Below are 13,538 nucleotides of genomic sequence, written 5' to 3' on the forward strand. Positions count from 1 at the left end.
CTAGCTAATCGCGGCCACGTGAATCGGCGCCCGATGAGACCCCGGCGCGGTGCCATCCCCGGACCGCCAAGGGCACCCGCCAACCTCGCCGCCAAGCCACCACCCGGAAGGCGAAAACCCAAGCGGCAATGACCCCGGCCGTGACGCCGTTGAAGGCTCCGATGTTCCAGAGCAAGGCGGTCAAGGCGGCTCCCGTGAAGGCCGGCAGGGCGTAGAGATCCCGGGCATTGAAGAGGGTGGGAATTTCGTTGGCCGTGATGTCGCGGAGCAAGCCGCCGCCCACGGCCGTGGTGACGCCCAGGAGGATTGCAGCCACCGGATTCATGCCGGCGGCCAGTGCCTTGAGCGTCCCCGTGATGCAGAACAGGGCCAGCCCGCCGGCGTCGAACAGGGTCAAGAGGGACGTGAAGCGCTGGATGCTCGAAAACAGGAAGTACACCAGCACCGTGGCCAACAGGGGCGGCAGCAGATAGACCGGGTTGGTGAACGCCGCGGGCGGGCCGACGTTGATGACGATGTCGCGGATGACACCGCCGCCCAGGGCCACCAGAGAAGCCAAGAGAAGTGAGCCGATGATGTCGAACTGCTTCTTGGCCGCGAGCAAGGATCCGGACACGGCGAAAAAGAAGACGCCGGCCAGATCCAGCCATACCAGCGCAAGGTCAAAAGTGAACAAATGCAGCTCCATTCTTCGTTCACAGACGGGCGATCATGCTCGCCCAACGTTACGCTTGCACGCATGAACAGCCCCGTCTTGATCGCGTGCGCCCACGGAACCCGGAACGTCGAAGGGCAGGCCGCCATCCGCCAGGTCATGGCCGAGATTGAGGCCTTGCGCCCCGGACTGACCGTTGTTGAGGCCTACGTGGACGTCCAGGAGCCCGAGTTGAGCGGCGTGGTGGCTGGCCTCCCCGAAGGCACGCCCGCCGTCGTCGTTCCCTTGCTGCTCAGCACCGGCTACCACGTCAAGGTGGACATCCCCAAGGCGATAAAGTCCCGCCCCGAGGTGTCCGCAGCGCCGCCGCTGGGGCCGGATCCGCGGCTCGCCGAGCTGCTTGCCGCACGATTGCGCGACTCGGGTCTGGGCGACGACGACGGCGTCCTGCTGGCCGCCGCGGGCTCGTCGTTGCCGGACGGTTCCGTCGATTCGGAAGAGCAGGCGCGCCAGCTCGCCGAACTGCTGCCCAACAGGGTGCGCGTCGCCTATGGCGCCAGTGCCGAACCGAACGTGCCCGACGGCGTCGCGGCCTTGCGCGCTGAGCTCGCCGACGCTGAACTCACCGAAGACGGCGGCCGGGTCGTTGTGTCCTCGTATCTGCTGGCAACGGGCTACTTTCACGACCAGCTGTCCAAGGCCGGAGCCGACGTCGTGACGGCACCGCTGCTGCCCTCTCCGGTGCTCGCGGAGATCGCCCTGGAACGCTACGACGCAGTGGTTGCCGCTCGCTCCTGAACCGTCCCCGAGGATGCACAGCCGGCCCGGTCCCACAAGGCCCGACGGCGGTTCGTGACGAAATATTTCCCTAGGTGACTTTCCGTTTCCCGGACCTTTGTTACGCCTCTCTGGCCAGCCCTACAGTCGATGCATGACTGATACAGCTCTAGCCGGAGCGTCTACGGACGAGGCTGCCCCCAAGCGCCCGGCCCGTACCGCCCGTCCTGCCGCGAAACCCCACGGCCAGTGGAAAGTTGACGGCACCGCGCCGCTCAACGCCAACGAAACCTGGAAGCAGGAAGACAACGGGCTGAACGTCCGTGAGCGTATCGAGTCTGTCTACTCCAAGCACGGCTTCGACTCGATCGATGGCACGGACCTGCACGGCCGCTTCCGCTGGTGGGGCCTGTACACCCAGCGCAAGCCAGGGATCGACGGCGGCAAGACCGCCACGCTTGAGCCGCACGAGCTCGAGGACAAGTACTTCATGCTGCGCGTAAGGATCGACGGCGGTGCGCTCACCACCGAGCAACTGCGGGTCATCGGCCAGATCTCCGTGGATTTTGCCCGCGGCAGCGCCGACCTGACCGACCGCCAGAACATCCAGCTGCACTGGATCCGCGTGGAGGACGTGCCGGAAATCTGGCGCCGCCTCGAATCCGTTGGCCTGTCCACCACCGAAGCCTGCGGCGACGTCCCGCGTGTCATCCTGGGCTCCCCGGTTGCCGGCATCGCCAAGGACGAGATCATCGATCCCACGCCGCTGATCCACGAACTCGCGGAGCGCTTCATTGGCGACCCCGAGCTAGCCAACCTGCCGCGCAAATACAAGACCGCCATCACCGGCCACCCCTCGCAGGACGTGGTCCACGAGATCAACGACTTCGGCCTGGTCGGCATGGTCCACCCCGAACTCGGCGTCGGCTATGACCTCTGGGTGGGCGGCGCGCTTTCCACCAACCCGATGCTCGCCAAGCGGCTCGGCGCTTTCGTGAAGCCCGAGGAAGCCGCCGAAGTGTGGCTCGGCGTCACCAGCATCTTCCGCGACTACGGTTACCGCCGTATGCGCACCAAGGCACGCCTGAAGTTCCTCCTGGCCGACTGGGGTCCCGAGAAGTTCCGCCAGATCCTTGAAGACGAATACCTCGGCTTCAAGCTTTCCGACGGCCCCGCAGCGCCCAAGCCCTCAACACCGGGCGACCACGTCGGTATCCACGAGCAGAAGGACGGCAAGTTCTTCATCGGCGCCACGCCCTTGGCCGGTCGCTTGTCCGGCAGCCAGCTCGTGAAGCTGGCGGACACCCTCGAAGCCCGTGGTTCCTTCCGCCTCCGCACAACGCCGCACCAGAAGCTCGTTGTGCTCGACGTCGACAAGGAGCAGGTGGAGCCGCTCGTCGCTGAACTGGACACACTGGGCCTCTCCGCCCGCCCGTCCGTGTTCCGCCGCGGCACCATCGCCTGCACCGGCATCGAGTTCTGCAAACTCGCCATCGTGGAAACCAAGGTCACTGCGGCCACCGCCGTCGCCGAACTGGAACGCCGCCTGGCCGACCTCGCGGACAGCAGCCAGTTGCCCCAGGCACTGTCCCTGCACATCAACGGCTGCCCCAACTCCTGCGCCCGCATCCAGACTGCGGACATCGGGCTCAAGGGCATGATGCTGCCAACGCCCGACGGCGATCCCACCCCGGGCTTCCAGGTTCACTTGGGCGGCGGGCTGGCTTCCTCCGATCGCGAAGAAGCAGGCCTCGGACGCACCGTGCGCGGCCTTAAGGTTTACGTCGAGGACCTGCCCGATTATGTAGAGCGGGTAGTCCGGAAGTTCGTGGCCGACCGCGCCGAAGGCCAGACCTTCGCCGAATGGGCGCACTCCGCAGATGAAGGAGATCTCCAGTGACCACCACGACCTCCCAGCGTTCCCACGACGAACTCAAGGCCCTGGCCGAAGCCGGTGCCGCAGAGCTCGGCTGGAACGCGCCCGCCCGCGACGTCATCGCCTGGGTGGCCCGCAACTTCGAACTGCCCACCGTCGCTGTGGCCTGCTCCATGGCCGACGCCGTGCTGCCCGCCCTCGTCGCAGACCAGTTTCCCGGCGTCGACGTCCTCTTCCTCGAGACCGGCTACCACTTCCCGGAAACCCACGCCACGCGGGACGAAGTCGCCGCGAACCTGCGGGTGAACATCGTGGACGTGCTCCCCGAGAACACCGTGGAACAGCAGGACCGCCTTCTCGGCAAGGACCTGTTTGCCCGCGACGCCGCCCAGTGCTGCGCGCTCCGCAAGGTCCAGCCGCTGCGCCGAACCCTCGCCGGGTACGAAGTCTGGTTCACGGGTGTCCGCCGCGACGAGGCTCCCACCCGGACCAACACTCCGCTGATCACCTGGGACGAGACCAACGGCCTGGTCAAGGTCAACCCGATGGCCGACTGGAGCTTTGACCAGTTGGTCCAGTACTCCGAAGACAACATCCTTCCCGTCAACCCCCTCCTGAGCCAGGGCTACCCGTCCATCGGATGCCAGCCCTGCACCCGCAAAGTGGCACCGGGAGCGGACCCCCGCTCCGGCCGCTGGGCAGGAACCGACAAGACAGAATGCGGACTACACGTATGAGCACCCAAATCACCAACGAGGACCTGGAGCTGTCTGTGCTGGAGAGCCAAGCTGCTGAGACGCCGACTGCCGCCCGGGGTCTGCGGTCTGAGCGCCTGTCCAGCCTCGACACCCTCGAGTCCGAAGCCATTCACATCATCCGCGAGGTTGTTGCCGAGTTCGAGAAGCCTGCGCTGCTGTTCTCCGGCGGCAAGGATTCCGTGGTGATGCTGCACCTGGCTACCAAGGCGTTCTGGCCCGGGAAGGTTCCGTTCCCCGTGCTGCACGTGGACACTGGCCACAACTTCCCCGAGGTCATCAACTTCCGTGACCGCACGGTGGAGCGACTGGGCCTGAAACTCGTGGTGGGTTCCGTGCAGGAGTTCATCGACCGTGGCGAACTTGCCGAGCGTGCCGATGGTACCCGCAACCCGCTGCAGACCGTGCCGCTCCTGGATGCCATCCAGCGCAACAAGTTCGACGCCGTCTTCGGCGGCGGCCGTCGCGACGAGGACAAGGCCCGTGCCAAGGAGCGCATCCTGAGCCTGCGCGACGAATTCGGCCAGTGGGATCCCCGCAACCAGCGCCCCGAATTGTGGAACCTGTACAACGGCCGCCACACCGTCGGCCAGCACGTACGCGCGTTCCCCATCAGCAACTGGACCGAGCTGGACGTGTGGCGTTACATCGAGCGCGAAGGCATTGAGCTGCCCGGCCTGTACTACGCCCACGAGCGCGAGGTTTACGAACGCGATGGCATGTGGCGCGCAGTCGGCGAGGTTTCCATGCCGCGTCCGCATGAGGAAGTTGTTACGAAGCTCGTCCGCTACCGCACTGTGGGCGACATGTCCTGCACCGGCGCTGTTCTTTCCGACGCCCGCACGGTTGCCGACGTCGTCGTCGAAGTTGCCGCATCCACACTCACCGAACGTGGCGCCACCCGAGCAGATGACCGCATCTCCGAGGCAGCCATGGAAGACCGCAAGAAGGACGGCTACTTCTAATGAGCACTGAGACTTCACTCCTGGAGACCGGCCTGCGCGAATCTACCTTGTTCCGCTTTGCCACCGCTGGATCCGTCGACGATGGCAAGTCCACCCTGGTGGGTCGCCTGCTTCACGATTCCAAGGCGATCCTCGCCGACCAGCTCGACGCCGTCGCCCGCACCTCTGCGGACCGCGGCTTTGGGGGAGCCGGCGCCACCGGCAGCCAGGCGATTGATCTTGCCCTCCTGACCGACGGCCTTCGTGCCGAGCGGGAACAAGGCATCACCATCGACGTCGCCTACCGCTATTTCGCCACCGATCGCCGCAGCTTCATCCTCGCGGACTGCCCCGGGCACGTTCAGTACACCAAGAACACGGTGACAGGCGCGTCCACTGCGGACGCCGTCATCGTACTCATTGACGCCCGCAAGGGAGTCCTGGAGCAGACCCGCCGCCACCTGTCGGTGCTGCAGTTGCTCCGCGTGGCGCACGTGATCGTCGCTGTGAACAAGATCGACCTCGTGGACTTCAGCGAGTCGGTCTTCCGCGAGATCGAGACGGACGTGCAGAAGGTTGCCCGCGAGCTTGGCTTGGGCAGCGATGGAATTGCCGACGTCGCGGTCATCCCGGTGTCAGCGCTCGACGGCGACAACGTGGTGGACCGCTCGGACCGCACCCCTTGGTACAGCGGCCCGGCCCTGCTCGAGGTACTGGAAACCCTTCCGGCCGCCGACGAGCTGGAAAGCCACCTGGAGAGCTTCCGCTTCCCGGTCCAGCTGGTCATCCGCCCGCAGGGGGCGCTGGCTCCCGACGCTGTTGCCGCAGGGCTCGACGTCGGGGCGTACCGCGACTACCGTGCCTACGCCGGCCAGATCACGGAAGGAACCGTGAAGCTCGGCGACAAGGTCACAGTCCTGAGCCCGGGCCACGAGCCCCGGATCACCACTGTGACGGGGATCGACTTCGCCGGCAGCGAGCTGGCCGAGGCTACCGCTCCGCAATCGGTGGCGATCCGCCTGGCCGATGAAATCGACATCGCCCGCGGTGACACCATTGCCGCAGCGGGGACGGTGCGCGAGAGCTCGGCCGACCTGTACGCGGCGCTGTGCTGGCTTTCGCCCAAGCCGCTGCGTGAAGGTGCAAAGGTGCTCGTGAAGCACGGGACCCGCACTGTCCAGGCCTTGGTCCGCAATGTGACGGGCAAGTTGGATCTGGCCACGTTCAATGTGGAGGCTGCCTCCAGCCTTGAGCTGAACGACATCGGCAACGCCCAGCTTCGGCTGGCCGCGCCGCTGCCGTTGGAGAACTACCTGCACCACCGCCGCACGGGTGCGTTCCTGGTGATCGATCCCGTGGACGGCAACACCCTGGCCGCCGGCTTGGTGAAGGACCACCCGGGCGACCATGAGGACGAACGTTACGTCATCTGACGTTCTTGGTGACTGGAACCGCAGCTTGTTTCCCAAGCCCCCGCCTTCAAGGTCCGGGATGGGAAACAAGCTGCGGTTTTTTGTATCTCTGGGGGACAGTCGTCAGGCGCCGACCAGTGGGAGCTTGACTAGTCCGCCCAGGACATCGTCCGCTACTGCGCGCACTCGAGGTCCTTGGGTTTCGAGCTGCGCGCGGGCGGACTCAAAGGCCCGGACGACGCCGGAGGAGACTTCCGTGACGGTTTCATCGGCCTGGTCGATCGAGAGCCCGAATTTTGGGCCCAACCCTGCAAGGTTTGACCGACTGATCCGTTCAAGACTGTATTCGCCACCGACATTCATCGCGCTATCGATCCTGCTCATGCCGTTCCAATATGGGGCATATGTAGCCAGATCGTACAGCGGTGCCAAGCTCACGTTGTTGCCATGGAGCAGCAGCGAAAAGTTCTTTGCATGGGCGTCCGTGCACCCGGCGACGACGTTGAAAACAAAGGCGCGGTAGAACTTTTCTCCCGTTGCCCGACGATCGGAGTCCAGGGGGAGCGACCGAAACAACTGGGCGATTTCGGCCGCGCCTGGACCACGATCCCTGTGTTGGTATTTTTTCTCGGGCGGCACGCTCAGGGCTTGACACAAGTCTTCCTGATGCAGTCGCCTCCAGGTCCCATCGACCAAGGCCCTGTCGTAGCGTTCGGTGACGAAGACGTCCCACTTGCCGATGGATACGATTTCTGACTTGGCGACATCATTCCCCAGCACGGAAGCCGCGTGCATGGTCATCTGCTCAACGACGTCGAGCCGGCTGAACGGGCCGGTGGCGGGTTTGAGTATGTGAGTCGTCGGCGTCGCATCGTGGGGAACCCCCCATCCGCCGTCGGCCATTTTGTGCAACGCGATCTTTGGCTGGGCGCCCGCCACACTGAAGCGGCCGGCACCGTCGTCGTAAGGGGTACCGTCGGCGTATTCCGATACGGCATGGTCCAGCATCGTGGCAACCTCTGATTCGACGACGGGACGGACGTCGTGCCGTTGGAGGTCGCCGTCAGTGGGGCGGCCATCCGGGCCGCAAATCTGAATGGCTCCAGCTACGTCGGAGCCAATGTGCTCCAACATCGCAAAGGGGTTGCTTGGCGAGACCGAGAAGCGACGTCCGATGGCTCGCAACGCCTCCTCGCTGTCCGGCAGGAGCCCCTGCAAAAAGGGCAAGACCGCACGCTTCTTATGGACCATCACGGCCAAGGGCATGGAAAGGGACAGCGGCGTTGGATTGGGGCCCGAACGGTACGAATCGTCATATTTGAACGTCAGGTTGCCGCTTGGAGTCTGCTCTAGGTGACCACACAATATGCCGTCCAGGTAGACGTACAGTCCGCGCGTACTCACCAGCGCACCTTGCCTGTTTCGCGGTTCCGGATGGCGATTTCGTAGCCTAACGCTTGGAATACATCCATGAATTTCCAGGTTTCAACCGTGGATTTCCCGGCTTCAAGGTCCACGAGGAATGACCTGGACACTCCGGCCCGGCTCGCGAGTTCGGCTTGTGTCCAGCCATGTTCTTCCCGGAGTTCGCGTACAAGAGGCCCTGCCTCGCGGACTGTAAACATGAAAGACCCCTGTCGCCGTACGGCTACTTCTGTGATTGTCGTCGTACGGCTACAGTAACATTTGATGCCGTACGGCGACAATGGCTCTTGTCGCTGTACGGCGACAAGGCGTGCGATTGCTTTCCGGTGCGATTGTGACGCCGCATGAACCTGCGTGACCCCGGGTTTCCGGGCCATTGAACCGCAAATATGACAGTCCCTATGGTGAATCCATGACCTCATCGGATTGGTCCTTGCCCGCCCTCTCGGGGCGATGTCGCAGGGCCTGACATACGCCCTGCCCCTTCCGCAATGCATCCCAAGGATTCCCCCATGTCAAACACCCCAGAACCCACGCCGCCCGCCTCGAACCCGGGAACCACCCGCATCGTCGCCGGCGAGAGCACCAAGCCCAAGCGCCGGCGCACGCTCGAGATCGGCATCGCCGTCGGACTCGTCCTGCTGATCGGTGCCGGCGCCGCCGTCGCATCGGTTGTCGCGAAGAACAACGAAACCCAGGCCGCAGCGGCAACGTCGCCTGCCACGGAGCTTAAGCTGGGCTACTTCGGCAACGTCACCCACGCCCCCGCACTGGTCGGGGTCAGCAAGGGCCTCATCGCGAAGGAACTGGGCAGCACCAAGCTCACTACCCAGATCTTCAACGCCGGACCTGCAGCCATCGAGGCCCTGAACGCCGGAGCGATCGACGCCGCCTACCTCGGCCCGAACCCGGCCATCAACTCCTTCGTCCAGAGCAAAGGCGCCTCCATCAACATTATCGCCGGCGCAGCGTCCGGCGGAGCCCAGCTGGTGGTCAAGCCCGGCATCAACACCGCTGCAGACCTCAAGGGCAAGACCCTGGCCTCACCGCAGCTCGGCGGCACCCAGGACGTGGCGCTGCGCGCCTGGCTGGGCAAGCAGGGCCTCAAGACCAACCCGAACGGCGGGGGCGATGTCGCCATCAACCCGACCGACAACGCCCAGACCCTCAAGCTCTTCCAGGACGGAAAGCTCGACGGCGCGTGGCTGCCTGAGCCGTGGGCCTCACGTCTGGTGCTCCAGGCCGGCGGCAAGGTCCTCGTGGATGAGAAGGACCTGTGGGACAAGGGTGCGTTCCCCACCACCATCCTGATCGTGAGCAAGAAGTTCGCCGCCGACCACCCGCAGACGGTGACGGCCCTGCTCAAGGGCCACGAAGCGTCCGTCAACTGGCTCAACACCGCCTCGGCCGCAGACAAGGCCACCGCCATCAACGCCGCGTTGAAGGCGACCGCCGGCAGCACGCTCCCGGCCGACGTCATCGACCGTTCCCTGAAGAACATCACCTTCACCGTGGACCCGCTCGCGGGAACCTACAAGAAGCTCCTCCAGGACGGGGTCGACGCCGGCATCACCAAACCGGCCGACATCAACGGCATCTTCGACCTCCGCGCCCTCAACAGCATGACCGGGCAGAAGACCTCGGCCGCAGGACTGGGCCAAGACTGAACTAACTCGCAGTTGTTGTCGTTTTGAAGGCTCATAACGACAACAACTGCGAGTCAGTTGGGTGCACATTCAACAAGCAAACAAACGAAGGACGGGACCATGCCAGTCGTACTGGAACACCTGGGTAAACGCTTCGGCGACGGCGCCCCGGTGCTGGACGACGTCAACGCCACCATCCAGCAAGGCGAGTTCGTCGCCCTGCTCGGTGCGTCCGGCTGCGGCAAATCCACCCTGCTGAACATCCTCGCGGGGCTGGACCAGCCGACGTCGGGCGCCCTGGAGGTGCCCGGCGACGGCGCCGCCTTCATGTTCCAGGATTCAGCGCTGTTCCCGTGGCTCACTGCCCGCGGCAACATTGAACTCGCGCTGAAGCTCGCCGACAAGTCCGGCAGCCTGAGCAAAGCGTCGCGAGCTGCCCGTGCAGGCGAGCTGTTGGACCTCGTCCATTTGGGTGGCGCGGGGGACAAGCGCCCGCACGAGCTCTCCGGCGGCATGCGGCAGCGCGTCGCTCTGGCCCGCTCCTTGGCCCAGGACCGGCAGCTGCTGCTCATGGACGAACCGTTCGCTGCCCTCGACGCCATCACCCGCGACCTTCTGCACGACGAGCTCGAGCGGATCTGGAAGGAAACTGGCCGCACCATCGTGTTCGTGACACACAACGTTCGCGAAGCCGTCAGGCTCGGCCAACGGGTGCTCCTGCTGTCCTCCCGTCCGGGACGGGTCGTGGCCGAGTGGAATGTCACCGAGGAACACCGGACTGACGCCGGCCGTGCCGGGGAACTGACCGGAACCATTACCCGCCGCCTGCGCGAGGAGATCCGCCGCCATGCCAATTGAACAAGAAACCCGGCTCGCCGAGGGGGAGGCGGCGGAGGCAACCCCACAGTCCCGCCACATCACCTCGCCGTCCCTGAAGGGAAACCCGGACGAACTCCGCGACCTCGAGGCCGGCCTGGACAAGTTGCAGTCGGATGCCCACCGCAAGGCGCGCATCGACTGGACCCGGATCATCCTCCCGATTGCGGCGCTCCTGGTCCTCATCCTGGCCTGGCAGTTCTACGTCTCCCTCGGTTTCAAACGCGTCGACCAGGTCCCAGGACCGCTTGATGTCGTGAGCCAATTCGGTGCTCTTTGGGCCGAAGGCAAAGCCCAGGAAGCCATCTGGACCTCCCTTCAGCGCGGCGTGATCGGCTTCCTCATCAGCGTTGCCGTGGCTACTCCACTGGGCCTGCTCCTCGCTCAGGTGCAGCCGCTGCGCCGTGCCTTTGGACCTCTCATCTCCGGGCTCCAGGTCCTGCCGTCGGTGGCTTGGGTTCCGGCAGCGATCATTTGGTTCGGGCTCTCGGACGGCACCGTGTACTTTGTTGTCCTGATGGGTGCCATCCCGTCCATCATCAACGGGTTGATTTCCGGGGTCGACCAGATCCCGCCGCAATACCGGAGCGTCGGCAAGGTCCTTGGCGCCTCGCGACTACAGATGGCCTTGCAGATTGTGCTGCCAGCGGCCCTTCCCGGGTACCTCGGCGGCCTCAAGCAGGGCTGGGCTTTCTCTTGGCGTTCGCTCATGGCCGCCGAAATCATCGCGGTGGGTGGCACCATCGGCTTCGGACTCGGTTCGCTCCTGGACCAGGGCCGCACCTTGTCCGACATGGCAACGGTCATGTCCGCGATCCTTGCGATTCTGTTTGTGGGCATCCTGATCGAGCTGGTGGTCTTCGCCCCGATTGAGCGCCGCCTCCTGCTGCGCCGCGGCCTGCTTGCCGGGAGCACGCGCTAGGCGCACCCAAACGCGACCCAAGCGCCCGACGGCGACTTCCGCCGTCGGGCGCTTCTTCTTTCGTCAGGCTACTATCGGGCGGCGTCGATGGCGGGACGCTCAGCAACTACCGGGAACGGACCGGTGTACCCGGCGCGCTCCTGCGCAGCGCGGTAGATGCCCTTGCGGGCCGCGAACCAGCCGCCCACCAAAGCCGGAACAAGCACCACCAGGGATGCAAGTACCCAGCGCCCGGTGTCCGAGAAACCCATGGATATCAAGACGAGAAGCAAGAATGCGAGCGTCAAGTACGAGGTGAAGGGTGCGCCGAAGAGCCTGAACGTCGGCCGTTCGAGCTTTCCTTCCTTGGCCCATTTCTGCAGCTTCATCTGGCACAGCACAATGGTGGCCCAACCACCGATGATGCCAAGGGCGGACACCTCCAGCACAATCTCGAAAGCCTCGGACGGGAACGCCGCGTTCAGCCCGACACCGAGCAGCGTAATGACCGCGGTAAGAAGGATCCCTCCGTACGGGACGCCGTGGCCGCTCATCTTGGCCGTGAAGCCCGGCGCGGAGCCGTTGACAGCCATTGAACGGAGGATGCGTCCGGTGGAATACAGGCCAGCGTTGAGGCTCGAGAGCGCGGCGGTGAGGACCACGAAGTTCATGATCGAAGCGGACGTTGCTCCGGCGTCCGGCGAACCGATGTGTGAGAAGAACGTTACGAAGGGCGATTCTCCGGCTTTGTAGGCGGTGAAAGGCAGCAGCAACGAAAGCAGAAGCACCGATCCCACGTAGAAGATGCCGATGCGGAAGACCACCGTGTTCACAGCCTTCGGCATGACCTCCTTGGGCTTCTCCGTCTCGCCCGCGGCTGTACCCACAAGTTCGATCGCGGCATAGGCGAACACCACTCCGCTCACAGCCAGCAGTGGGGCAACGGCACCCATGGGGAACATCCCGCCGTTGTCTGCCATGACACTGAAGCCGGTGGGGCCGATGTCCGTGTGGCCGCCGAATACCAGGAAGCACACGCCGATGATGAGGAACAGGACCAACGCCGAGACCTTGATCAGCGCGAACCAGAATTCCATTTCGCCGAAGAGCTTGACTGACACGAGGTTCAAAGACAAGACCACGACGAGCGCCACGAGCGCGATTGCCCATTGCGGCACGGACTGCAGCGGCGCCCAGTAAGGCGCCCAGAACTTCACGTAGAGCGCGACGGCGGTGACATCCACCACCGAGGTCATGGCCCAGTTGAGGAAGTACAACCAGCCCGCGGCGAAGGCCATCTTTTCGCCGTAGAACTCGCGGGCATATGAAATGAAGGATCCGGACGACGGCCGGTGAAGGACGAGCTCGCCTAGCGCACGGAGAATGAGGAAGGCGAAAAAGCCACAGACCGCATAGACCACGATCAGCGCAGGACCGGACCCATGGAGGCGGCCACCGGCTCCCATGAACAAGCCGGTGCCAATCGCGCCCCCGATCGCGATCATCTGGATTTGCCGCGGCTTCAGGGTTTTGTGGTACCCCGCGTCTTCATTGGAGAAATCCTGGGTAGCAAGGGCGAGGTCACCCGTGTGCTCCCGGTCGTTTTCAAAGTCGTCAGCCGGATCGTGATCCGGCCGAGGTATTCCGTTGGACATTATGGTCCCCCCGATTGATGGCTGTTGCCGGGTCCGTTTGTTTGAGATGTTGCTTGGTGCCCGGCGCCCAACCCACGCTAGGGGTGGTGAGTTTCCCCGTTATTTCACGGCGGTTAAGTTACAAACGGCCAAACGCTGTGCTGTCCCGACCCACCGCAAAGCCTGTCCGACAGCCGGGTGTCTGGCTGTCCGACAGGCTTTGTAAGGCGCGGAAATCACTGAATTTGCGGGGATTATTGCCGGGCAATCCCCGCGAGAAATACTTTGAATCGCGCTAAATCCCGATTCACTGCCCTTTTCAGACCCCGGTTAAGTTGCTTTCCGGCCCATGAATGATGTTTCACGTCACGAAATGTATCCGCAATAAACAACCGCTTAGCTCAGTAGCACCTATTGAGAGGGTGAGGGGAATGTCAGACCTGTTTGAAGATTATGGCCCTGCCGTCGAGCGCGCTGGCGCGTACGACGAGATGTTCGCACCGGGCATGTTAGCTCGCGGCTCTTACGGCCACATCTCCGAGTCGCTGGGCCAGCTGACCCTTGCCGATGTGAGCGCCCGTGCGGAGTCGATGGCGCGGACCTTCTTGGACCGGGGTGTGACCTTCGATTATGCGGG

Annotated in this window: 12 protein-coding genes and 1 pseudogene; 9 read left to right on the top strand and 4 right to left on the bottom strand. The window is 64.2% G+C overall.

Annotated elements, in window-relative coordinates:
- Positions 1-4: 4 nt before the first annotated feature.
- Positions 5-676: a trimeric intracellular cation channel family protein gene (locus NFJ07_RS11480; protein ID WP_269994456.1), complete on the bottom strand. Its 672-nt coding sequence runs from the start codon at positions 674-676 to the stop codon at positions 5-7.
- A 63-nt stretch (positions 677-739) separates the two neighbouring features.
- On the opposite strand from NFJ07_RS11480, the gene NFJ07_RS11485 reads away from it, so the two are divergent.
- From NFJ07_RS11485 to NFJ07_RS11505, 5 genes are all read left to right on the top strand, one after another.
- Positions 740-1,453 carry a sirohydrochlorin chelatase gene (locus tag NFJ07_RS11485; RefSeq protein WP_269994458.1) on the top strand — a complete coding sequence of 238 codons (714 nt, stop codon included), beginning with the start codon at positions 740-742 and terminating at the stop codon, positions 1,451-1,453.
- Positions 1,454-1,586: 133 nt separating this feature from the next.
- Entirely contained in the window at positions 1,587-3,332 is a 1,746-nt protein-coding gene (locus tag NFJ07_RS11490) for a nitrite/sulfite reductase (protein ID WP_269994460.1), read from the top strand.
- Positions 3,329-4,045 carry a phosphoadenylyl-sulfate reductase gene (locus NFJ07_RS11495; RefSeq protein ID WP_269994462.1) on the top strand — a complete coding sequence of 239 codons (717 nt, stop codon included), beginning with the start codon at positions 3,329-3,331 and terminating at the stop codon, positions 4,043-4,045. The genes NFJ07_RS11490 and NFJ07_RS11495 overlap by 4 nt, the downstream gene beginning before the upstream one ends.
- On the top strand, positions 4,042-5,028 hold the full coding sequence (gene cysD, locus NFJ07_RS11500; protein ID WP_269994463.1) for a sulfate adenylyltransferase subunit CysD: 987 nt from the start codon (positions 4,042-4,044) through the stop codon (positions 5,026-5,028). The genes NFJ07_RS11495 and cysD overlap by 4 nt, the downstream gene beginning before the upstream one ends.
- Positions 5,028-6,440: a sulfate adenylyltransferase subunit 1 gene (locus NFJ07_RS11505; RefSeq protein WP_269994464.1), complete on the top strand. Its 1,413-nt coding sequence runs from the start codon at positions 5,028-5,030 to the stop codon at positions 6,438-6,440. Before cysD ends, NFJ07_RS11505 begins: the two co-directional genes overlap by 1 nt.
- A 102-nt stretch (positions 6,441-6,542) precedes the next feature.
- On the opposite strand, the gene NFJ07_RS11510 is transcribed toward NFJ07_RS11505, so the two are convergent.
- Positions 6,543-7,823 (bottom strand): type II toxin-antitoxin system HipA family toxin, encoded by a 1,281-nt coding sequence (locus tag NFJ07_RS11510; protein ID WP_269994465.1) that lies wholly within the window; start codon positions 7,821-7,823, stop codon positions 6,543-6,545.
- Positions 7,820-8,044: a helix-turn-helix domain-containing protein gene (locus tag NFJ07_RS11515; protein ID WP_265977666.1), complete on the bottom strand. Its 225-nt coding sequence runs from the start codon at positions 8,042-8,044 to the stop codon at positions 7,820-7,822. The genes NFJ07_RS11510 and NFJ07_RS11515 overlap by 4 nt, the downstream gene beginning before the upstream one ends.
- Before the next feature lie 312 nt (positions 8,045-8,356).
- Here NFJ07_RS11515 and NFJ07_RS11520 point away from each other — a divergent pair, with 312 nt between their 5' ends.
- The 3 genes from NFJ07_RS11520 to NFJ07_RS11530 all read left to right on the top strand — a co-directional run bounded on the left by NFJ07_RS11520 (position 8,357) and on the right by NFJ07_RS11530 (position 11,288).
- Positions 8,357-9,511 carry an ABC transporter substrate-binding protein gene (locus NFJ07_RS11520; protein ID WP_269994468.1) on the top strand — a complete coding sequence of 385 codons (1,155 nt, stop codon included), beginning with the start codon at positions 8,357-8,359 and terminating at the stop codon, positions 9,509-9,511.
- A 99-nt stretch (positions 9,512-9,610) separates the two neighbouring features.
- The gene (locus tag NFJ07_RS11525; RefSeq protein ID WP_269994469.1) at positions 9,611-10,348 is read left to right on the top strand and encodes an ABC transporter ATP-binding protein; all 738 of its coding nucleotides are present in this window, start codon (positions 9,611-9,613) and stop codon (positions 10,346-10,348) included.
- The gene (locus NFJ07_RS11530; protein WP_269994470.1) at positions 10,338-11,288 is read left to right on the top strand and encodes an ABC transporter permease; all 951 of its coding nucleotides are present in this window, start codon (positions 10,338-10,340) and stop codon (positions 11,286-11,288) included. The genes NFJ07_RS11525 and NFJ07_RS11530 overlap by 11 nt, the downstream gene beginning before the upstream one ends.
- Positions 11,289-11,359: 71 nt before the next feature.
- On the opposite strand, the gene NFJ07_RS11535 is transcribed toward NFJ07_RS11530, so the two are convergent.
- Positions 11,360-12,922 (bottom strand): amino acid permease, encoded by a 1,563-nt coding sequence (locus NFJ07_RS11535; protein ID WP_269994472.1) that lies wholly within the window; start codon positions 12,920-12,922, stop codon positions 11,360-11,362.
- Between the two features lie 410 nt (positions 12,923-13,332).
- Between NFJ07_RS11535 and NFJ07_RS11540 the strand changes: the two are divergent.
- Positions 13,333-13,538, top strand: a pseudogene (locus NFJ07_RS11540) (circularly permuted type 2 ATP-grasp protein); the annotation flags it as partial.

The sequence above is a fragment of the Arthrobacter sp. B2a2-09 genome (genome assembly GCF_027587375.1).
GTDB lineage: Bacteria > Actinomycetota > Actinomycetes > Actinomycetales > Micrococcaceae > Arthrobacter.